This window comes from Streptomyces sp. V4I8 (assembly GCF_041261225.1).
GTDB lineage: Bacteria > Actinomycetota > Actinomycetes > Streptomycetales > Streptomycetaceae > Streptomyces.
On sequence record NZ_JBGCCN010000001.1, the window covers coordinates 294,944 to 316,676 of the forward strand.

Annotated in this window: 15 protein-coding genes and 6 pseudogenes; 7 read left to right on the forward strand and 14 right to left on the reverse strand. The window is 64.9% G+C overall.

Going from position 1 to position 21,733, the window contains the following annotated elements; translation table 11 throughout:
* Window positions 1-33 precede the first annotated feature (33 nt).
* From istB to ABIE67_RS01445, 3 genes and pseudogenes are all read right to left on the reverse strand, one after another.
* Window positions 34-915 (reverse strand): IS21-like element helper ATPase IstB, encoded by an 882-nt coding sequence (gene istB, locus ABIE67_RS01435; protein WP_370251535.1) that lies wholly within the window; start codon window positions 913-915, stop codon window positions 34-36.
* Window positions 916-2,172, reverse strand: a complete 1,257-nt coding sequence (gene istA, locus ABIE67_RS01440) for an IS21 family transposase (RefSeq protein WP_370251537.1) — start codon at window positions 2,170-2,172, stop codon at window positions 916-918.
* Window positions 2,173-2,615: 443 nt separating this feature from the next.
* Window positions 2,616-2,783, reverse strand: a pseudogene (locus tag ABIE67_RS01445) (integrase core domain-containing protein); the annotation flags it as partial.
* Between the two features lie 106 nt (window positions 2,784-2,889).
* On the opposite strand from ABIE67_RS01445, the gene ABIE67_RS01450 reads away from it, so the two are divergent.
* Window positions 2,890-3,669, forward strand: coding sequence for a transposase family protein (locus tag ABIE67_RS01450; RefSeq protein WP_370252055.1), 780 nt, complete (start codon window positions 2,890-2,892; stop codon window positions 3,667-3,669).
* Window positions 3,670-3,743: 74 nt separating this feature from the next.
* Here ABIE67_RS01450 and ABIE67_RS01455 read toward each other — a convergent pair.
* From ABIE67_RS01455 to ABIE67_RS01465, 3 genes and pseudogenes are all read right to left on the reverse strand, one after another.
* Window positions 3,744-4,828: pseudogene (locus ABIE67_RS01455) on the reverse strand (IS110 family transposase).
* A gap of 221 nt (window positions 4,829-5,049) precedes the next feature.
* Window positions 5,050-5,819: pseudogene (locus ABIE67_RS01460) on the reverse strand (IS481 family transposase); the annotation flags it as partial.
* Between the two features lie 424 nt (window positions 5,820-6,243).
* Window positions 6,244-7,332 (reverse strand): transposase, encoded by a 1,089-nt coding sequence (locus ABIE67_RS01465; protein ID WP_370252169.1) that lies wholly within the window; start codon window positions 7,330-7,332, stop codon window positions 6,244-6,246.
* Between the two features lie 209 nt (window positions 7,333-7,541).
* On the opposite strand from ABIE67_RS01465, the gene ABIE67_RS01470 reads away from it, so the two are divergent.
* The 3 genes from ABIE67_RS01470 to ABIE67_RS01480 all read left to right on the forward strand — a co-directional run bounded on the left by ABIE67_RS01470 (window position 7,542) and on the right by ABIE67_RS01480 (window position 9,229).
* Window positions 7,542-8,012: a helix-turn-helix domain-containing protein gene (locus ABIE67_RS01470; RefSeq protein ID WP_370252171.1), complete on the forward strand. Its 471-nt coding sequence runs from the start codon at window positions 7,542-7,544 to the stop codon at window positions 8,010-8,012.
* A gap of 84 nt (window positions 8,013-8,096) precedes the next feature.
* On the forward strand, window positions 8,097-8,414 hold the full coding sequence (locus ABIE67_RS01475; protein ID WP_370252173.1) for a transposase: 318 nt from the start codon (window positions 8,097-8,099) through the stop codon (window positions 8,412-8,414).
* Window positions 8,411-9,229 (forward strand): IS3 family transposase, encoded by an 819-nt coding sequence (locus ABIE67_RS01480; protein ID WP_370252175.1) that lies wholly within the window; start codon window positions 8,411-8,413, stop codon window positions 9,227-9,229. Before ABIE67_RS01475 ends, ABIE67_RS01480 begins: the two co-directional genes overlap by 4 nt.
* Here the strand turns inward: ABIE67_RS01480 and ltrA are convergent.
* Window positions 9,178-10,455: a group II intron reverse transcriptase/maturase gene (gene ltrA, locus ABIE67_RS01485; RefSeq protein ID WP_370252180.1), complete on the reverse strand. Its 1,278-nt coding sequence runs from the start codon at window positions 10,453-10,455 to the stop codon at window positions 9,178-9,180. The two genes, ABIE67_RS01480 and ltrA, sit on opposite strands and share 52 nt — an antisense overlap.
* Window positions 10,456-11,010: 555 nt before the next feature.
* Here ltrA and ABIE67_RS01490 point away from each other — a divergent pair.
* A complete protein-coding gene (locus tag ABIE67_RS01490; RefSeq protein ID WP_370268040.1) occupies window positions 11,011-11,247 on the forward strand; it encodes an integrase core domain-containing protein in 237 nt (78 codons plus the stop codon).
* A 110-nt stretch (window positions 11,248-11,357) separates the two neighbouring features.
* A pseudogene (locus ABIE67_RS01495) lies at window positions 11,358-11,711 on the forward strand (transposase); the annotation flags it as partial.
* 20 nt (window positions 11,712-11,731) lie between these two features.
* On the opposite strand, the gene ABIE67_RS01500 reads toward ABIE67_RS01495, so the two are convergent.
* From ABIE67_RS01500 to ABIE67_RS01525, 6 genes and pseudogenes are all read right to left on the reverse strand, one after another.
* Window positions 11,732-12,469, reverse strand: coding sequence for a transposase family protein (locus ABIE67_RS01500; protein ID WP_370252182.1), 738 nt, complete (start codon window positions 12,467-12,469; stop codon window positions 11,732-11,734).
* A gap of 198 nt (window positions 12,470-12,667) precedes the next feature.
* A complete protein-coding gene (locus ABIE67_RS01505; protein WP_370252184.1) occupies window positions 12,668-14,095 on the reverse strand; it encodes an IS1380 family transposase in 1,428 nt (475 codons plus the stop codon).
* 570 nt (window positions 14,096-14,665) lie between these two features.
* Entirely contained in the window at window positions 14,666-16,408 is a 1,743-nt protein-coding gene (locus ABIE67_RS01510; protein WP_370252186.1) for a PEP-utilizing enzyme, read from the reverse strand.
* A 115-nt stretch (window positions 16,409-16,523) separates the two neighbouring features.
* Window positions 16,524-17,159: a hypothetical protein gene (locus ABIE67_RS01515; RefSeq protein WP_370252188.1), complete on the reverse strand. Its 636-nt coding sequence runs from the start codon at window positions 17,157-17,159 to the stop codon at window positions 16,524-16,526.
* Window positions 17,160-17,536: 377 nt separating this feature from the next.
* Complete coding sequence (locus ABIE67_RS01520; protein WP_370252193.1) at window positions 17,537-18,556, reverse strand: hypothetical protein; 1,020 nt, start codon at window positions 18,554-18,556, stop codon at window positions 17,537-17,539.
* A gap of 630 nt (window positions 18,557-19,186) precedes the next feature.
* Window positions 19,187-19,530 (reverse strand): annotated as a pseudogene (locus ABIE67_RS01525) (IS5/IS1182 family transposase); the annotation flags it as partial.
* A 103-nt stretch (window positions 19,531-19,633) separates the two neighbouring features.
* Between ABIE67_RS01525 and ABIE67_RS01530 the strand changes: the two are divergent.
* On the forward strand, window positions 19,634-20,974 hold the full coding sequence (locus tag ABIE67_RS01530; protein ID WP_370252197.1) for an IS701 family transposase: 1,341 nt from the start codon (window positions 19,634-19,636) through the stop codon (window positions 20,972-20,974).
* Between the two features lie 35 nt (window positions 20,975-21,009).
* On the opposite strand, the pseudogene ABIE67_RS01535 reads toward ABIE67_RS01530, so the two are convergent.
* Window positions 21,010-21,537: pseudogene (locus tag ABIE67_RS01535) on the reverse strand (IS5 family transposase); the annotation flags it as partial.
* Window positions 21,538-21,733 lie beyond the last annotated feature (196 nt).

The window sequence follows — 21,733 nt, forward strand, 5'->3', positions numbered from 1 at the left end:
AATAGTGACCCAGGTGTCTTCTGTTGCGTGTGTTCAGTCGTCTTGGTTGTCGGTGGGGATGCGTCCGAGTTCGCGGCCGCGCATGCGATACGAATCGCCCTTGAACGAGTGGACCTCGGCGTGGTGGACGAGGCGGTCGATCATGGCGGCGGCCACGGTCTCGTCGCCGAAGACCTCTCCCCAGCGTCCGAAGGGCTTGTTGCTGGTGACGATCACGGACGCGCGTTCGTATCTGTTCGAGATGAGCTGGAAGAACAGGTTCGCGGCTTCGGCCTCGAAGGGGATGTAGCCGACCTCGTCCACCACGATCAGCGGGTAGCGGCCCAGTCTGGTGAGCTCGTCGGCCAGACGGCCGGCTGCGTGGGCGGCGGCGAGCCGGTCGACCCACTCGGAGGCGGTCGCGAAGGCGACGCGGTGTCCGGCCTGGCAGGCTCTGACCGCGAGCCCGATCGCCAGGTGTGTCTTTCCGGTCCCGGGCGGACCCAGGAAAACGGCGTTCTCCTTCCCGGCGATGAAGTCCAACGTACCCAGATGCGCGAGCTGTTGGCGCGTTATCCCGCGCAGATGGGTGACGTCGAGTTCCTCGACCGTTTTGACGGCGGGGAACCTCGCCGCGCGGACGCGGGCCTCGCCGCCGTGCGATTCGCGGGCGCTCACCTCGCGCTGGAGCACGGCGACGAGGTATTCGGCGTGCGTCCAGGACTCCTTGCGGGCGCGTTCGGCCAGCCGTTCGGCGGCGTCCAGCAGGGCCGGGGCCTTCATCGCGCGGGCGAGGAAAGCCAGGTCAGTCAAGGTCTGCCGGCCCGTCCGACGGGAGGATGCCGCCGCTGCCGTCCTGGCGGTGGTGGTCTTCTCGACGGCGCCGGGCTCTTCCTCGCCTTCGTCGTCGCCGGAGGCTGTCGCGGGGCGGGGCATTCAGCTCGCCTCCTTGTCGCCGCCGCCGTCGATGACGGTGAACAGTCGGTCATAGGTGTCCAGTTCGCGCTGTTCGACCTCGACCATCGGGCCGGACGAAGCAGCCAGCCGGCTCTGGCGGGCTGCCTGCTGACGGTGCACTCCCTGACGCATCCGGGTGCCGGTGGCGGCGTGTTGGGGGTCGGTGAGGGTCTGGTGCTTCGCCCAGCACCTGGGGTGCTGGGCGACGATCTCCCCGCCGGTGGCCAGGACGATGACCTCATCGTTGTCACAGAGCACCGTCACCGTCCTCCCGATCGCGGCGGGGTCGACGGAGTAGTCGTTGGTGTCGATGCGGACGTAGTGGTCGCGGCCGAGCCGGATGGAGAAACGCCACCAGGACGGCGGGTCGACCGGCGGCAGCGCGATCATCCCGGACTTGTCCGCCTCCCACCGCTCGCTCGGACGGGCCTGCAGAGCGCGGTGCCGGCGCCGGTTGGCGACCTTCAGCCACTCGCCCAGCTGGGCGTTGAAGTCGTTGGGGCCGGAGAAGTGACGGCCCGGCAGGAAGCTGGTCTCCAGGTAACCATTGGCCCGCTCCACCAGCCCTTTCGTTTCTGGATCGCGGGGGCGGCAGAGGTAGATCCTGGTGGAGAGCAGGCCCGCGAACGCGGCGAACTCGCCGGTCACCTTCCCGCGGCCGATCCCGGACTCGTTGTCCCAGACCAGCATCTTCGGGACGGCGCCCCAGGCGGACAGCAGCCGCCAGTGCCCGTCGATCAGGTCCCCGGTCCGCCGCGAGGGCAGCATCCTCGCGGCGATCATCCGCGAGTAGCCGGACACCATCACCAGCACCGGCGGCTGCCCGGTCTGCCCGTAGCCGAGCGGGATCTCCGCGTCGGGGAACCACAGGTCGCACTGGGCCAGCTCACCCGGCCGATACGTCGTCCGCGACACCGGGTCCACCGGGATATAGGCGGGACGCAGGTCGCGGACCCGCTCCTTGAGCACGGTCATCCCGCGGTCCCAGCCGATCCGCTCGGCGATCACCGTCGCGGGCATCGTCGGCGTCTCCCGCAGCAGCTCGCGGATCTGCACCTCGACCGCGTCCACCACCGAGCCCTTGGCCGGCCTCTCGTACTTCGGCGGCCGGTCGTGCGCCAGCGCCCGCTTCACCGTGTTCTTCGAAATGCCCAGATGGCGGGCGATCGCCCTGATCGGCATCTGCTCGGCCCGGTGCAACCGACGGATCTCTGCCCAGTCCTCCACAAGGATCACCTCTTCCTCCTGACCTTGATCAACAAGGCCAGAGTCAGACGAAGATCACCAAGAGGGTCAGTTTTGATACGCCGTCAGAGGGTCAGCGTTCGGCCGTCGTCGAGAACGGGGCGTCAAGCACTGATTCCTCGCGTGCACCTTCCCGTCTCGCTAGCCGGACCCGGACCGTCTGGCAGTGCCAATCCGTCCCGACGTTGTCGGGGCTGCTTACCGCTCGACTCGGCATCCCCCGAATCGAACTGCCCCCAGCTTCAGCCAGATTGCTGCGACAACCCGGCGGTGAAGGTCTCTCACCTCACTCGATTCCATGGCGCCTCGTGGCGCACCCACCCGATACGACAAGACCCCAGACAGCTACCTCGCCGGCCTCCACCTACGAGCCTCGATGATCTGGATCAACTACCTCACCCGGCCCACCAGCTGATCACGACCCGATACGCGCCCTAGTTGTATTGGCCCGCGGCGGTGTTAACACGGCTGATGGGTGGCTTGCCTCCGAGTGCGGTGTGGCAGCGGTGGTGGTTGTAGGTGTGGAGGAAGTCTGCCAGTGCGTCGGTGCGTTCGGTGTTGCTGGTGTAGGGCCGCAGGTAGGCCCATTCGTCGAGCAGGGAGGCTTATTCACGGGGTGGTGCGGCCCGGATTTCTTGATCATCAGGACGGCCCTGCTCGGTAGTCTGATGTCTGCGAAAACGTCAGAAGTGAACCGGGGCAGGGCCGTTGAGCTGGAACGTTACGGCAGGGTTAGACAAGGATCAACTGGACGGGCTGGTGGTGCGGGTCCATCAGGCGCTCGTGGAGGACCCGGATCCTGCGGTGTCTCCGGCGCGGATGTGGTCGCTGGGCCTGTACCGGTCGGTGGTCCTGGTGCTGTTCCTCCTGCGGCAGAACCCCGTCCAGGAAGCGGCGGCGGAACTGTTCGGTGTCAGCCAGGCCACTGTTTCCCGGCGGTGGACGGGGCTGCTTCCGGTGGTGGAGAAGGCCCTCGCCGGGCATGTCCCTGATCCTGTGGAAGCCTCAGCCGGCCGGATCGTGCTCATCGACGGCACCCTGGTCACCACGTGGGACTGGGCGAGCGAAGGCACCGCTATGTTCTCCGGCAAGCACCGCGACACCGGCTTCAACCTGCAGATCGCCGCCACCCTGTCCGGAGACCTGCTCGCGGTGTCCGAGCCTGTCCCGGGCTCCCGCCACGACATGTACGCCTGGCGCCAGTCCCACTTCCCGGAGACCTTCGCAGAACGGCAGAGCATGGGCGATCTTGGGTACGTGGGTTCCGGCATGCTCACCGCGAGACGCAAACCACCTGGTCAGCAACGCCCCACTGGCGCCAAGATCTACAACCGGAGCATCAGCAGCCTCCGCGCCGCCATTGAGCGAGCGATCGCACACCTGAAGGACTGGAAGATCCTCGCGACCCGCTACCGCGGCCCCCTGGCCAAGTTCCCCCTCGTCGCCAAAACCGTCACCGCCCTCACCTTCTACAAAAAGGGCTGGTGAAACCCCGTGAATAGGCCTCAGGGTGCGGTGGAAGCGTTCGACCTTGCCGATGCTCCTATAGCTGTCAAGGAAGGTCAGGCTGCGGTTGCCAGATCGTCGCGGGCAGGTGGCTGCGCTGGGGTTCGCGGGACGAGTAGGCCGTAGACCTCACGGGCGATGTGTCGTTTCAAGCAGCGAATGATCTCGGTCTTCGTCTTGCCCTCGGCTGTTCTGCGGGCCATGTAGGCGCGTGTGCGTGGCTCCCACGCCATGCGGCTGACCGTGATCATGTAGAGGGCGTGGTTGGCCTGACGGTCGCCGCCGCGGTTGAGACGGTGGCGGCTGGTCTTGCCGGAGGACGCGGGAATCGGGGCGGCGCCGCAGAGGTGGGCGAAGGCAGACTCTGAGCGAAGGCGTCCTGGATTGTCGCCGGCAGCAACGAGCAGGGCTGCGACGGTCTCGGCACCGAGTCCTTTGACGGCCATGAGTTCCGGTGCCGCCAGTGTGACGAGCCGCTGCAGGTGGCGGTCCAGCTCTGATATCTCGTCGTCGAGCTGCAGGTAGCGGTGGGCGATGGACTGCATGGCCAGTTTGGTGACAGTGGTCAGAGTGTCTGGTTCGGCTCCTGGGCGCCACCGTGTGACAGTGCGGATCAGTTCCATTCGGTGCAGCCCGCGGATGTGTTCGCGAAGGACGTCAGGAGCGGTGACGATCAGGGCTTTGAGCTGGTTGACGGCTTGCGTGCGTGCTTTCATCGCACTGCGTCGGGCGACCCACAGGGCCCGGATCATCTCGACAGCGCCGTCACCGGACTTCGGGGTCGCCGTCGCGGTCCCGGCCTGCACTGCCCGTGCGGCGGCTTCGGCATCGACGACATCGGACTTGCCGCGACGGCGGCGTGTCTGACGGTCGGGGCGGTTGACCTCGACGACACGATGGCCGTGGTGCCGCAGCCACCTGGACAGGCCGGCACCGTAGCAGCCGGTGCCTTCCAAACCCACCTGCTCGATGGTGCCGAGACCGGTGGCCCACGCTTCCAAGGATGCGTAGCCAGCTGGTGTCGAGGGGACAGCGAGCGCGTGCCCAGCCGCCGCCCGAGCTGATCGAGAGCAACGGCGACATGGACATCGGCGTGGGTGTCGACTCCGAGGGTCACGCTCGTGCCGGAACTGTTGAGCACCTGTCCTCCTGGCGGTCCGCGGGCCTGGAGCCGCACCGACGGAGCACCGGGGACACAACTGCGATGAGGCGTGGTGCCAGGCTCTTATCAGGTCACATCCGACGGTCCGCCGGTGCAGCCGCATGCGCCCTCCCGGCCGGCCGACGCATCGGCAACAAGGCACGAGCGGCCGGTTGGTCTGTGGGTCAGATCGGCCGGAAGAGCGCTTGCAAATCCTCGCAGTTGGTCTGCGGCCGGTAGATGCGGGTGAGCTTGCCGGCCGCGCCGAGGTCGGCCAGGGCCTGGCGCCAGGCGAAGCTCTTGCGGTAGGGCCAGGCGTTGTCGGTGAGGACCCGCTCGATGCGGTCGATGCCGCAGGCGGTGAAGAAGGCCGCGGCCCGGCGCAGGAAGTCTGCGCAGGTGGTGGCCTTCTCGTCTGGGTGGATCTCGCTGTAGGCGAGGCGGCTGTGGTCGTCGACGGCGGAGTGGATGTAGTCGAAGCCCACGCGGTTGCGCCGGGCGCGGCCGGCCTGTCGGCCCAGGACCTTGTGACCGCCGCCGTCGGGGATGCGGCCGAGTTTCTTGACGTCGACGTGGATGAGTTCGCCGGGCCGGTTGCGTTCGTAGCGGCGGATGACCTCTCCGGTGGGGCGGTCCAGGAAGGCGAGTCGGTTCAGGCCGTGCCGGGTGAGGATGCGGTGCACGGTCGAGGCGGGCAGGCCAAGGATCGGGCCCAGGCGTGCGGGCCCGAGCTTGCGGCTTTGCCGCAGACGGCAGACACGGGCTTCGGTTGCGGCAGTGGTTCGGTGCGGTGTCGTGCGCGGGCGGCTGGAGCGGTCGACGAGTCCGCTTTCGCCCTCGGATCGCCAGCGTCGGATCCACTTGTGGGCGGTGGGACGGGAGATGCCCATCTCCGCGGCGACGTGCGCGACGGGACGGGACGGCCGGAACGGACGCGGTCGATGAGCAGTCGCCTGCCGTGAACGGTCAGCCGGGCATTACGGTGGGACATGAAGGCCTCCGTGCGGTGAAGATTCGACACCTCCACCACACACGGAGGTCTTCGCCATGATCAAGCCCGGCCAGCGTTAACAACGCTCGTGATCAATACACCTAGCGGTGGTTTGTTAGCTCGGGCAGTAGAGGTCAAGAGGTCTGCCGGAGCCGACGGTGTTGATCAGCTCCTGGAGTGCTGCGGGCGGGGGTTTGGGTGACCATGCCCGCCAGTAGCGTTGCAGCGTGGCCCAGGGCGTCAGCCAGCCACGGACGGCCCGTAGTGCCTGGGGCCAGCAGGCCGGTCGGTGCTGCTGGGACGCGGGTTCTCCCCCTCTCTGCCGGTCCTGACAGTGCGTCGGGAGCGGATGGCGGGCCGGCCAGGGCGGGCGGAGGTGGGTCGGGGGTGAACCAGGTGTTCCAGCAGAAGCTGAACGCACAGTTCACGAGGGTCTGGTGGCGGCGGATGGCGGTGTCGGAGCGGACCTGGAAGTCGGCCCAGCCGAGTTCGTCCTTGACCTGTTTGTAGCTTTGTTCGACCCAGTGCCGCAGCCCGTAGATCCGCACGACTTCGGTGAGGTCAGCGGCCGGGTGCCGGCTGTGCTGCTCGCGGGGTGAGCCGGGGCGGGGCAGGTTGGTGGCCAAGTACCAGGTGGCGTTCTCGGGCAGGGTGCCGGGTCGGTGGTGGCCACGACCAGCCGGATCGCGCCGTTGGGCCCCCACCAGCCCAGCTGGGCGTCGGCGGCCCACCAGGTGGTGGTGCGGCCGTCGCGGAAAGCGCGGGTGACCGGCTGCCAGTCACCGGGCTGCTCGGGACCCCGCCAGGCCAGCTCGCGGGCGGCATCGACGGGCCGGAAGGCATCTTTGTACTGCCAGCTGCCGTGGCCTCGTTTGAGGGCCATCACGAATGGCAAGTGGGCGTCGGACAGTTCACGGCGGAAGCTGTCGTGGTCGCCGTAGGCACAGTCGGCTGCTACCGCCCGGAAGGACACCCCTGCTTCTGCGGCCTGACGGGCCAGGAGGGCCCCGATCTGCAGCTTCGTACGGAATGCGGGATCACTCTTGCGGCGCGGGAAGTGGTGGGCGGGGGTGTAGGGGACGGCGTGCAGCGGGTAGTAGACCCGCTCGTCCGCCCAGCACGTGGTCACGGTGACCACACCGCGGTCGATCTTCCCGACCGAGCCCAGGTACTGCTTGCCCACGTGCGCGGTCGCATGACCGTCCTTGCGGTCACCGGAGTCGTCGACGACCAGTACCCCGCCCGGGTGCGGGGCAGTGGCCGCATCGGCCAGCAACAGCTCCAGGCGGCGGGCGTTGACCGCTTCCCGGTCCCAGGTCGACTCGGACAGGAAGAACTGCAGCCGCTGGGCTGCCGCGTGCTGGGCACCGACCACGGGTTCCGTACCGGCCAGGCAGGTGAGTGTCTTGTTCCGGTCCCGCGGCAGCAGCAGCCCGGCCAGGTACTCGCGAAACCCCCGGCGCTGAGCCAGCGTGGAGAAGAGGTCATCGAACCGGGCAGCGTACGCTTCCAACGGACCTGGAGCGGGCGTACACGGCAGCCTCTTCGTCATCTCGGGCTCCCCCAGACCGTAGTTACCGCCTTCACCTTCACGGCCTACTCCCGGACGAACCCGCCGTCAACAAACCACCGCTAGTGGTGTGTCGCTGCTTAGTTCTGGTGTGTCTGGTTGGGAGGTTGGTGCCTCAGATTCCTTCCCCTTTGCCAGACAGGGCTGTTGTCATGGGTTCGCAGAAGAAGTGGCCGGTCAGGTTGACTGCGCGGGACCGCGAGGAGTTGGTCCGGGTGACCACGACGGGTGTTCGTGGAGCCTCGATGATCATGCGTGCGCGAGTGTTGCTCGCACTGGACACCTCGGTGGGTGAGGTGGATTCCAAGGAGATGATCGCGACCCGGCTTGGCGTCTCTGGTGAGACGTTGCGGCTGGTCGCCAAGCGCTTCACCGAGACCGGCGGCGATGTTCACGCCACAATCGCACGGAAGAGGCGCGACCTGCCGCCGGTGCCCTCGCCGGTGACCGGTGAGGTCGAAGCCCGGCTGATCGCGATGGCGTGCTCCCAGCCGCCCCAGGGCTATGCACGGTGGTCACTGCGGCTGCTGGAGAAGCACGTCGCGCTGGTCGAGGACATCCCTGATCTGGACCACTCCACCATCGGGAGGATCTTAAAAAAACGGAACTGCGTCCTCACCTGAAGAAGTGCTGGACCATCCCACCACGAGCGAACGCGCAGTTCGCGGTGAGGCGCCCCGAAGTTTCCGGACAGTGGTCCCACTAAGGTGGGTCTGTTCGGAAAGGGAAGTCGGTTGTCGCAGAAACGTAGGAAGTTCACTCCTGAGTATCGGGAAGAGGCCGTGAAGATGGTGATCGAGACGTCGCGTCCGGTTGCCCAGGTCGCCCGGGAACTCGGACTTGTCGAAGGAACGCTCGGGAATTGGGTCAACGCCTACCGCCGTGAGAACGTGGGAGAGGAGCCGCCCCTGACGGTGGATGAACGGGCACGGCTCCGCGAGCAGGAACGCGAACTGAGGGAACTGCGGCAGAAGGTCGCTTTCCTGGAAAAAGTCGCAGCGTACTTTGCCAAGGATCCTCGGTGAGCGACAAGTTCGAGTTCATCGATGCCGAGTACGCGACATCCACCACGAACACCGAAGAGATACCGCCGGTCGCGAAGATGTGTGACTGGCTGGAAGTGTCCCGCTCCGGATTCTACGAATGGCGGAGCCGGCCGGTTTCGGCGACCGCCCGGCGACGAGAGGAACTGAAATTACTGATCACCAAGTCTTTCGAGGATTCTGACGGCACGTACGGCTACCGGCGCGTCCACGCCGACCTCACTGCCTGGGGCGTGGCCTGCGGGCCCGAACTCGTGCGTGACCTCATGCGGGAGCTGGACCTCCAGGCCTGCCAGCCACGGCCGTGGCGCCACAGCCTCACCGAGAACGACGGCCGGGCCGGCCCGATCCCCGACCTCGTGAACCGCGACTTCACCGCCGACGCGCCCGGCCGGAAAATGGTCGGTGACATCACTTACATTCCGACCTGGGAGGGCTGGCTATTCCTCGCCACCGTCATCGACTGCCACACCAAAGCCGTGACAGGCTGGGCGATGGACGACAACTACAAGACTCCGCTCATCGAGGCCGCCATCGAAATGGCGGCGCGCAATCATCCGCTCTCCGAGGACGCCATATTCCACTCGGACCGCGGCAGTAATTACACCTCGGAGCAATTCGCCAAGACGCTGGACAGATTGAGCATCCGGCAATCCATCGGACGGACCGGTATCTGTTACGAGGTGAGTCGGCGGCGGGAATCTCACCCACCGCCGCTCTCAGAACCGTGCGTGAACCTCGCGACTCACACGGCTCCCATTGTTGAACCAGTAGGCAACGCGCCATGCTTCCAATGAGCGAACATGCCCGGGAACGCTGAGGCGATCTCAGCCAGCCTTCTCCGGGCCTTCCTTGAGGCACGACGATACCGTTTGTACTTCCTCCGGGCCCATTTCACCAGGAACGGATTGATCTGCTGCTCCAGGAACCTGATCAATCTGGACTTGTAGAAGCGCCCATAGTAATTGATCCATCCCGCCACGACGGGGTTGATCATCGCGGCGATCTCCCGAAAGCTCAGCTCGGTACAGCGCCCCAGTCGCCAACTCCGGACAGTCCTCGCCATGGACTTCATGGCTGTTTTGCTCACTGCGGGAAGGAAGCCGGTCTTCAGCCTCCCATCCCGCAAGCGAGCTGCCCGACGACGGAAGGTGTACCCCAGAAACGTGAACTCTGTGACCGGGAACTCCCGTTCACGACCTTCCTGTTTGCAGTACACCACCTTGGTTTTCTCCGGATGGAGATGTAATCCGAACTGCAGCAACCTGCGCTCGATGATGTTGCGGACGAAGTTCGCCTGCTTCTCACTGGCACAGTGCACTACAGCATCGTCGCCGTACCGCTCGAACCTGATCGCCGGATACTCCCGAGCCAACCACGCGTCAAACGCGTAGTGCATGAACAGATTCGACAACAACGGTGAAATAGAAGACCCTTGAGGAGTCCCCTTTTCCCGAATGGCGAGCGTTCCGTCGGGCTGTTGCACGGGGGCGACAAGCCATCGCTTCACATACAACAGAACCCACGAGAGCTTGGTATGCCTTTCCACTGCCGCGATGATGGGGGCGTGCGGCACGTTGTCGAAGAACCCCTGGATGTCGAGATCGATCACCCAAGGATGCCTCCAGCACCGCTGCTTGCACGTCTCCACCGCCTCCAGCGCGGACCTCCCCGGGCGATAGCCATACGAGTCCTGATGGAAGACCAGCTCCGCGTCAGGCTCCAATGTCATGGCCACTACCGTCTGAGCGATCCTGTCGGCCACGGTCGGAACCCCAAGGATCCGAGTCCCAGCGCCGGCTTTGGGAATATCAACCGCTCTCACGGGTGGGGGGAAATAGCTTCCCGAGGACAGCCGATTCCACAGCTTGTACAGGTTGTTCTTCTCATCCTGCTCAAACTCCGCTAACGACTGCCCATCCACCCCAGCCGCTCCCCTGTTGGCCTTGACCTTCAGGTAAGCGTTCCAGACTAGCCGCTTCGGAATATCAAACGGCTTGCCAGCTGGTCTCGTCTCGACCATCCGATTCCTCCCATCACTGGTTGATCGCCGATCGACACCCAACAACACGCCCCCTTCGCTCCGCCTCTATTACGGAGGTTTCATCACTACTACGGGACGTTCCGCCCTCCCGACGCGCGACCGGTACTCCGGCCCTCATGGCTCTTTACCACTTGCGCCTCTCCCTCTCGCGAGCCACGTTAACCCGTGGATCGCAGTTTCGCGTCAAGGAGTTCTCCAGTTCCGTTGTGAAGCCCCGGACTGAGCTCGCGCCACCTTCATGCCGGACACCGCCAGACCAGTAGACAGGTTCCCGTCTGACTTATCCCAGGACAGCATTGAGGCCCTGGTTTTGATGTCGTCCACGCTTTACGACACGTCATCAGTGGTTCACTTGCGTTCGCCTTCTCAGCCCCCACCTGCCGCATTCAGTACGGCTTTTCCATGACGCTCACCACCACGGCTCATTCACCGCAGCAGCTCATGGTGGTTTGACACCTGCACCTGCATGCCGATGCCGAAGGACCTACCTTCATCTCCACAACAGCATGGCGACCGTTCGTTTCCGTCTTCTACATCAGAAGCTCACAATCACCTTCTGGACACACCAATGCCCTTGCGGAATCGTTCTTCGCAACCCTGAAAAACGAACGGGTCCATCGGACCGTTTACCCCACCCGCGAGCACGCCCACCGTGACATTGCCCGCTACATAGAGGTCCGCTACAATACGAAACGCCGCCACTCAGGACTTGGGTATCGGACCCCACGAGAGGTCCACAACGAGTACCTGAATCAGCAGCTCGCCGCATAAATCAGCCAATAGGCAGCTGTCCGGAAAACGCAGGGCCCCTCACGGCCCGGATGGAAGACGTGCTGGCCGTCTATGCCCGGCCCTATGACCCGGCACGTCCGGTGGTGTGCATGGACGAGAAGCCCTACCAACTCCTCGACCATGCCCGCGGCCCGCTCCCGGCCCGACCTGGCCACGACGCCTGCCAGGACAGCGAGTACATCCGCTGCGGCACATGCTCCATCTTCGTGTGGGTCGAACCCTTACGCGGGTGGCGTCGCGTGCAGGCACTGTCCCAGCGGACCCGGATCGACTGGGCCGGCCAGGTCAAGCAGCTGCTGAGCGTGGACTACCCAGCAGCCGAGACCGTGGTGCTGGTGATGGACAACCTCAACACCCACGACATCGCCTCACTGTACGAGGCATTCGAACCAGAAGAGGCATTCGCCCTGACTCAACGCCTCGAGATCCACCACACGCCCAAACACGGGTCCTGGAGGCCTATTCACGGGGTTTCACCAGCCCTTTTTGTAGAAGGTGAGGGCGGTGACGGTTTTGGCGACGAGGGGGAACTTGGCCAGGGGGCCGCGGTAGCGGGTCGCGAGGATCTTCCAGTCTTCAGGTGTGCGATCGCTCGCTCAATGGCGGCGCGGAGGCTGCTGATGCTCCGGTTGTAGATCTTGGCGCCAGTGGGGCGTTGCTGACCAGGTGGTTTGCGTCTCGCGGTGAGCATGCCGGAACCCACGTACCCAAGATCGCCCATGCTCTGCCGTTCTGCGAAGGTCTCCGGGAAGTGGGACTGGCGCCAGGCGTACATGTCGTGGCGGGAGCCCGGGACAGGCTCGGACACCGCGAGCAGGTCTCCGGACAGCGTGGCGGCGATCTGCAGGTTGAAGCCGGTTTCACGATGCTTGCCGGAGAACATAGCGGTGCCTTCGCTCGCCCAGTCCCACGTGGTGACCAGGGTCCCGTCGATGAGCACGATCCGGCCGGCTGAGGCTTCCACAGGATCAGGGACATGCCCGGCGAGGGCCTTCTCCACCACCGGAAGCAGCCCCGTCCACCGCCGGGAAACAGTGGCCTGGCTGACACCGAACAGTTCCGCCGCCGCTTCCTGGACGGGGTTCTGCCGCAGGAGGAACAGCACCAGGACCACCGACCGGTACAGGCCCAGCGACCACATCCGCGCCGGAGACACCGCAGGATCCGGGTCCTCCACGAGCGCCTGATGGACCCGCACCACCAGCCCGTCCAGTTGATCCTTGTCTAACCTCGATTCGTCAGCGGGTTTCGGTCGCTGAGTGATCCGGCGGTTCGCCCGTAATGTCCTCTGCCGTTGGAGGACGGGCCGTCGCGTAACGCCGCGGGGTGCGCCGGGTTCCACAGGCCCGGAGACTGCGGTCCTCCTCCTTCCTGGTCCTGGTCGGGGCGGGGCCGGCTGTCAGGTGACGGCCGGAAGCTGTGTGAGCCTGCTCCAGCAGGTGGTGAACGCCTTTGCCCAGGGCCAGGTCCGTTCGATGCGCAGGTAGCGGCGTCGGGCGTGGTCGGCGAGGCGGGCGGGCAGGTGGTAGAGGCGGAAGCGCATGGTGTCCGGCTCGGCGTGTTCGAGCCCGTCCTGGTCGTGCAGGGTGAGCAGCCGCAGCCAGGCGTCGAGATCAGCCGCGAGGTTGCAGGCAAGCATCCATCCGGCGTTGACCTGCCACGACTTGGACGGGAGGTTGTGCAGGCCCATGGCTTTGCCGGTGCGGATGCGATCCTCGACCTCGGCGTGGTCGCGGTGCAGGGCATCGAGGAACTGGACCTGGTGCGAGCCGGGGATGCCCCACAGGTGCCGGATATTCGTCGCGGTGATCGAGTAGCGCCAGCCGGTCTGTTTCTCGAAGTCGGTCAGCTTCTTGTGCTGCCGCCGTGAGGGTCTGACCCGGCGGACGATCAGCCGCATCCCCTCGGGCCAGCCCTCGCCGGTGTTCACCCCGGTCAACTCGGCGACCTGGTAGCCCTCCTGGACGCTGCCGTCCTGGTGCAGGGAGGTCTCCCATGCGCTTTCGGGGAGTTTCGCGATCGCCGCCTCGTCCTCGGGCGTGATCTTCCAGCCGACGGTGTAACGGACCGTGCGCCGCTTCGTGTTCAGTGACTCCAGGTGCTCCAGCAGGCCGTGCGTGGCCCCGGCGCCGTCGACGCGGATGAGGAGCTTGGCCTGCGAGGAGCCGGGGACCTGCTCCAGACAGGCCGCCAGCACGCGCAGGTGGTCCTCGACGGTGTTCGCCCCGGCATTCCCGCAGCGCAGCTCCATTGCCAGGCTCTCACCGGTGTTCGCGCACCAGCCGGCCAGCGGGTGGAAGCCGAACGTGCCCTTGAACGTCGCCGCTGCCCCTTCCTTCTTCGAAGCGGCAGTGATGACCGTGGCGTCCAGGTCCACGACGATCCAGCCCTTCAAGTGCCGTCCGGCAACGGTGAGATAGGGGAAGCCGCCCGGCCGCAGATGCAGCAGGCCCCACACCTGGCGGCGCACCCGCCGCCGCACCTTCGCGATCTTTCGCAGCGTGTGTTCGTCGAGGCCGGCCAGCACCCGGCGCATCGTCGAGTCCGACACAGCCGGGCCGAAGAGCTGCTGGTGGTGCAGGTGGAGCTGCTCGGCCTCCAGCAGACTCCGTGCTCCGAGCACGATCGCCACAGCCAGCTGGACCAGCACCCCGCTCCGCTCCCGCCACCCGGCCGCCGTACTCGACGGCAGCACCCGGGCCAGTCCACCCGTCAGCCCCAGGCGGTCGGCCAGTTTCCGCAGCAGCACCGCCCCCGCGTGCCCTACCAGCTTCTTCCCGTCAGCAGCCACGGACAGCCGACGGTCCCACCCTGTACTCTCGACCACCAGAAAGGTGCCTTGCTCTCTGCAGCGGATACGACGTAGACACTCGCATCCTCGCAGGTCAACGGCACCTTTCTGCTGTCAGGCTGTCAGGCTGTCAGGCTGTCAGCTCAACCAATTCCGCTGAATAGCCAGGGCTAACCCTGCCGTAACGTTCCAGCTCAACGGCCCTGCCCCGGTTCACTTCTGACGTTTTCGCAGACATCAGACTACCGAGCAGGGCCGTCCTGATGATCAAGAAATCCGGGCCGCACCACCCCGTGAATAAGCCTCATGGCTCAACATCGCCGAGACCGAACTCGCCGCGCTGAGCAGGCAATGCCTCGACCGCCGGATCGGCGACCTCAACACACTCAACACCGAACTCTCAGCCTGGCAGAACGCCACCAACACCGACCAACGTCAGGTGGACTGGCAGTTCACCACCCACGACGCACGCATCAAACTGCGCCACCTATATCCCAAAAATTAGCCGCGACAGTCTACTAGAAGGCCAAGCTCCGAAGGGAACAGAGCGCCGTTCTCGACACAGACGAATCACGAGCCGGATCGTGGGGTCCGTGTCCTTGCTGCCTACCCTGCGAGAACCGTGATCTGTCCGGTGGCGCCATCCACTTCGATCATGGTCCCATCCGGGATGCGGCGGGTGGCCTCAGTTACGGAGACGATACACGGGATGCCCAGCTCGCGGCTGACGATCGCGATGTGGGAGGCGGGTGCTCCGACGTCAACAACCACGGCCGCGGCGGACAAGAACAGCGGCGTCCAAGACGGGTCAGCGAGCGGCGCAATCAGGATGTCACCCGAATCCAATGCTGAGGGGTCATCCGGAGACATCACCACCCGTGCCCTGCCACGGGTTACGCCGGCTGAGGCGGGAACACCAGACAGGACTTCGCCTGCCATTGCCGGAACAGCGGGTCGCTTCGAACGAGGCTTCCAGTCTGTGAACGGCTCAGGCTTGCCGACCATGACGAAGGGTGGCTCATAGTCGAACAGTTCAAGATAGACCTTCTCCCGATCGCGCACAGTCTCGCGAAAGGAGCCCGGGCTTCCGAGCCATTCGTCCAACTCATTTTCAAACAACATGAAGATCTGTTCCGCAGTGTCCAGGCACCCTGCCACCACGGCCCGGTGGCCCAGCTCCAGAGCGGCGATCCGAAGCTCGTGGAGAAGCATCGCAGCGGTGGTACGGACGCGTTCTCGACCACGCAGCCAGAGCCCAGCAGCGCGCAGCGCGGGCTCGAACTGTGCGGCCGCCTCCGGGGATCCCGCCAGGAGTTCACGCATGGTGGCAGTGGCAGATTCTCTTTGAGCCGCCCTGTCGGCGTTCTTGCCTGCTGGCGCCTGAGCGTCGTCGACCAGGCGCATCCGCTCGATAGCTGCCAGAGCCAGAGCCGGGGTAGTGCCCCACGTCTTGGCTCGCAGTTCCCATTCCGAAGGGCCGCGGAAATCCCATTCCGCGAGGAACCGGTCCAGCTCTGAGCGGAATTCCCTTACTTCTGGGTTCTCGCTGGCGGCGATCCTCTCGTACAAGCTGCCCACTCCAGCGTCGAACAATGCGCCGACTGCTTCCGTGCGTGCTCGCCGGGACAGCGCCCACATCCCTATGGACGGCCCGGTAGAGTCGACGTCGCCCAGACCGCCAACGAGCGTCAACGCCAGTTCCGGGCGGCCGACCATATCCGCGAACTTCGCGACGGCGCCCAGCCCGACGCCCGCCTTGAGACTTACCTCTATGTGCCGCTGGAGGATCCCCTGCAGCGTCGGACCGAAGGAGGTGATCCGATTTCGTAGCTCACGGTCAGTCAAACTGGCGAGATCAGGACGCTGTGCCCGTATCTCGATCACCTTTTTACGGTCGGCGTCATAGTCCGAAAGATCGGTCACGCCGAGCACATCTTCGACCAGCCACGCCCCTGCCTTAGCTGAGAACTCTGGACTCACGTCGAAGTCCCGGCGCTCACTGTCGTAGCTGGGAATTCCCGGCATGGTCCCGAAGTACTGCAGGTCTACTGCCTCCGTCGTCATACCCGGCACACGCACGCCGAATAGACGCATCAGTGACATGTTGATGTAGAGGTAGCCACCGAAGGCGGGCAGGATATTAAAGTCGACGGCCGAGTCGTAGAGGTCATGATCCCAGACGCCGCACGCGACGAAGGCGTCCCGCCACCCCAGCTCCATGTTCACCTGCAGACCCGCCGATGCGTTCAACGGACTGATGGGGTCGGGGAAAATCTCGGCGACGTTGGCGCGCGAGTAGATGGGGAATGTTTGGGATGCCCCATCGAATATTGGCCAAGTGTTCTTCATTGAGCTCCTTTCTCCGGTTTGAGACAGGCATCAGATCCAGGACCGAAGATTCCCTGTCGATCGTGATGTTGAATCGCATTCTGCTGCGCGGGTCACGCGGCAAATCAGATGGTTCCTAAGCTAGGCCTTCGTCGAGCGCGGAACGCTCCCGCTGGAGACTCAGAAGCAGGTCCTGGTGTAGTTCCATCCAAATTTCGTGGTAAGAGTCGGCCATCGGCCGGGCGAAAGCGGCCGTGTCCCCGCTGCGGATCCGTCCCAGGGCACCCTCCAGGCGGGACGGGTACAGTTCGAACCGGCCCAGGGCAGCGGCCAGCGGCGCCAGCACCGCGACCACTCGCTTGTGCGCGTCGGCGAGCCTCTCGATAATGACGCGGTCGTAGGCGCCGTCACTGTGATCGTTGGGCAGTCCAGTGGGCTCCGAGGTCTGCCATGCAGCGCAGATCCGCTTGAACTCGCCGTTGAGCGGCAGGAAGCCGTCGTAGGCCTCGCTCAGGGCTGCTTGGGTAGCTTGTGCCGCGACGTCGACGAGCAGCAGCGGCAGGTGCGCCTGCCTTCCAGCCGGCGTCAGCATGTACCCCGCGAAGCGGCCTTCCCGACGCAGCACCAGGTTGTCCTCGGTAAGAGCCGCCAGCTCTCGGGCGAGTTCATCCGGCGCTAAGCCCGAGAACATAGCGACGGCCTCGCCGGAGGCGAGCCCCTTCACACGCATGGCGTGTAAGACACGGAAGCGAGAACTGCTGGAAATGCTCATGCGGCGCTCTCAGTGTCCGAGAGACGGGTAAGCGCCGCCTGGCACGCCGCCTCGGGAAGGGACTGCTCAAATCGTCGGCACCCAAGCCGACGTCCACGGTGATCGTGAAGGCCTGCGGGACCGGCATGCCCAGCGCTCACACGGTTCGGGCTATGAGTCTTGCCGCCGATAAGCTCCCTGGACAATTCCCGTCTCCCGTCCAGCGTGAGCACAGCATCCGTAAAGTCTTCCGTGGCCATCTGGTCCTCATGAATTGGTGAAATGTTCGGAGTCGGCGGCATACAGGCCGCCCGCGACGAGAAAATCAGCAAACTCCCGTTAGCGGGCTGCAGGGCGTGGTATGAACCGTGCATCATGCCGAAGGCCCAATTCTGGCGCTAGCACCCAGGTGGCCTCATTTCATGATGTCCATCCCCGAGCAAAGGAGGATCGCCAATACGTTCAAGGCCTGAAGGGAGATGAACGCTGTCACCGCTATATCCAATGGTGAGCAACCCAACCCCGCTCATGCCGTTCCAGTGAAAGGTGGACACATTTTGACACCAGAGCTGACTCTTCCGAGCCGAAGTGCAGCTCGATTGCCAGTACGGAAAGACGAGAGACGACTTCATATCCAAGCGTTGCTGCTCCTTCGGCAAGGAGGCCGGGAGATGGACACTGCCATCGGAAACCCCTTTGACAGTGCGCCCGAAATCACAGGAGAACGTTGGGATACCCAGGTCATGCGTACCGTTCTTGTCGTGAACGATTGCAAAATCGTTCTCCAGATCCGGCACGCACGTGAAGCAGACGAAAGTCTTTGCGTCGTCAAGCACACCGTACACGGCACCCCAGTAATCAAAGGACCAGTCACGGTTGGCCCAACTATGATCCCTGCCCATAATGCCGGAAACCGATACACGTTTCCCGCCATGCCTAAAATGTCCGCTAAACTTTCCCACGGCCACATAGCTATCCCCCATGACCTTCCCGCTGTACCTTTTCTTGTAAAACTCCCCGAGATCACATACGGGAATTTTTGTATGCATGTCGAGAGTGAATTCGAAGGGCGTTTCTCCGTGCGGGTTCGTAGCATGGATGCCGTACCGGTCAGGCCCGATATTACCCTGCCCGCGAAAGCTCATCCTGAGTTGCTTCATGGGATCGATGACACTCAGCTCGAGCCCGGGAATCGCGAAGAGGTCATCGCCGGTGTGGACGGCGCCTAGAGAGATTACTTCGCCCCCCAGTGCTGCGCACACATTGATCTCGATCCTTCCCCGGGATGGTTGGCGAGTCAGGTGCACATCGAGGGTAAATTCACTATCGCGGTCATATGCGCCGAACCACATGGTTTCCTGCCAGGCAGGATCGGAGCCGCGCGGGTGTTGGCGTTCGTCGTAAGCAGAGAGGGTCATAGCTGCTCCAAAGGAGGAATGTACTGGGGAATGGAAGTGACGTGCTGATCGGATCCACTGAGTTCGCCGCCAACGAGATCACCTGTACTGAGGCACCTGCTAGCAGAGCCCTGAAAGTCTTCCGCCGTGGTGAGCGTGCCCTATTCAGGCTGCGCATGGCTCACTCGCCAGCAACAGGGCCAGCTGCTTTTGGCCCACCCTGGCCAGCTAGCTCCTGCAGCGCCATCGACACCTCGGGCAGCCCCGAAACGACATCGTCTGTCGCAGCTGCCGTGATAGTTTTGCCTCACTATGACCAACTGCTTGCCCCACGTTTCTCGTTCCCGACAGACTCCTTCCATGCGCCACCAAGTAAACGAATCAATGTGACCGTGTCTTCTGTTCTTAGGTGCATTAACTAGATGCGAGCCTAAAGAACAGCGCTAATAGGCATTATGCATGCCGCCATGTTGTGCAGGCTGACACTTTCAGTAGACCAAGCCATCGGTCGTATCGGAAGCTGGTTTAGCAGTCACAGGCGTGAACGTGTTGAACAGGAGAAGGGGCGGGCCGTACTGGTGACGCTTGGGGGCGATCTGAGTCCCGAGCTGTGGGCGTGGTCAACTTTAGAGGTCGTTTTCTCCCGTTGTTTCATCCTGTGATGCGTAGTTGTTCCGGTGATGTCGGGTCGCGCCAGGAGATGGTGGCCTCGCCGGTGAGGCGGCGGGCCATGAGGTCGGTCATGGCCAGGTGGATCATGGCTTCGGGTGGGTTTCGTAGTCGCGGACCAGGCGGCGGTGCAGCATGAGCCAGCCGTAGGTCCGTTCCACGGCCCAGCGTTTCGGGATCGGGGTGAATCCCCTGGTCCCGGGGGCGCGTTGGACGATTTCGAGGTCGATGCCGAGGGTGGCGGCGTGCTCGACGAAGTGTTTGCGGTAGCCGCCGTCGACCCAGACCTTGCGCAGGGTGGGGTGCTCGGTGGCGGCCTGCTCGAGTCACGGCAGCTGTAGTTCTTGATCGTTGGCGTGTTCGTGCTGGTCAACGGGGGTGCGGGGGCGGCCGAGGGTAGGGGGACGGCCACCGTGATCATGAGCGTTTGTGACGACGATCAAGGAACAGGTGGCCGTGGAGGCCACGATAGCCGGGCAGGAGTGGACGGCCGCGTTCGGGGCGGTGATGGCCGAGGTCGCTGACTGCTTCCCGCGCCGGGAACCGCGCCTGCTGGCGCGGGAGATGACCGAGGGCATGCTGATGGAGCTCGATACGCGCAACTGCTGGACGCTCGGCGAGGCGCTGGGGCACTCGGGCCCGCACCGGCTGCAGCACTTCCTCTCCCGTGGTGTGTGGGACCACGATCTGGCCCGCGACCGGCTCATGACCTGGGCGGCCGGTGAACTCGCGGACGACCAGGCGGTGTTGATCGTGGACGAGACCGGTGATGAGAAGTCCTCGACCGACTGCGTGGGAGCGGCCCACCAGTACTCCGGGGCGCTCGGCGGTATCGGTCTGTGCCAGGTCTCCGTCCACCTCACCTACGCCTCGGTAAGCGGGCACACGCTGATCGACCGCGCCCTCTACCTGGGCGCCGGGTGGGCCGCCGACGAGGAACGCCGCCTGCTCACCCACGTCCCCGACGAGACCCTGTTCGCCACCAAGCCACAGCTCGCGGCCGCCATGCTGCAGCGTGTACGTGCCCTGGGGATACCGGCCCGCTGGCTGGCCGGCGACGAGGTGTACGGCGGTCGCGAGCTGCGACGGCATGCACGGGCACTCGGCCTCGACTACGCCCTCGCGGTCCGCGCCGACCACCGCGTCACCACCCCAGCCGGCCGCTTCACCGCCACCGAACTCGCCGCCCGCTTACCCCGCCGCACCTGGATGCGCATGCGTACCGGCCACGGGACCAAGGGCGACCGTCACTACGACTGGGCCATGATCGGCGTCCTCGCCGACGACACCCCCGAAAGCACCGGGCCGGGCCACTCCTACCTGCTGGTGCGCCGCCACCGCTACACCCGCGAACTCTCCTTCTACCGCTGCCACTCCGCAACCGCGGTCACCATGGCCACCCTGGTCGATGTGGTGTGCTGCAGATGGAAAATCGAAGAGGACTTCCAGGCCGGAAAATCCGACTGCGGCCTGGACGAGGGCCAGACCACCTGCTGGAACTCCTGGATGCGCTGGAGCCTGATCAGCATGCTCGCCGCAGCCATCCTGGCCGTCACCCAAGCCCGCGCCGCCGCCCAGACACCCAGCGGCCCACTCGCCCCCTCAAGCACCCGCGAGCTGCTGCGACTCCTACGCGCCACCGCCCTGCGCCCTCCCCGCCGCGACCTGGAGCACCTCCTGCACTGGTCCGCATGGCGCCGCCACCATCAACAGCAAGCCACCGAAGCCCACCGCCGCTGGAACAACATCACCGCCGCAGCAACCACCTGACCAGCAACAATGACCAACCGATCAAGAACTACAGCTGCCGTGTCGAGTAGGGCGCGACCAGCGGTGGAGTCCTGGACGCCGGCGGCGGTGACCAGTACCGCGAGCAGCAGGCCGAGGGTGTCGGTGATGATGCTGCGCTTGCGGCCTACGATCTTCTTGCCCGCGTCGATGCCCTGCGTCCTGGCGGGGACGGAGGTGGAGGTCTTGACGCTCTGGGCGTCGATCACGCAGGCCGAGGGGTGGCGGTGCTTGCCTTCCTGCTGGCGCACCAACTCCCGTAACAGGCCGTTGAGCTGGGCGAAGATGCCGTCGGTCTGCCATTTGGCGAAGTAGCCGTAGACCGTCTGGTGGGGCGGGAAGTCGTGCGGGAGGTAGGCCCACTGGCAGCCGGTGCGGTCCACGTACAGGATCGCGTTCATGATCTCGCGCAGATCGTGCCGGGGCGGCCGGCCGAAGTCCAGCGCCCGGCCCCGGCGTTCGAAGCGCCAGGCGGACAGGACCGGCTCGATCAACTCCCAGCGGGCATCGGACAGATCACTCGGATACGCACGACGTTCCGTCATGACCTGGGCATACCGCCGATTGGGGGCGTGCGCCCAGGCGTGTGTTCTGGCTAGCGGGAGCACGGGACAGGTCCGGGCGTCCTGGAATGAGACAGGCGTAGGTCGGCCCTCTTCCCAGACGCCACACCATCCGCCTCGCCAGCCGCGACCCGCACTGGAGACTCACCAGCACCAGATCACCAGCGGTCACAAAACG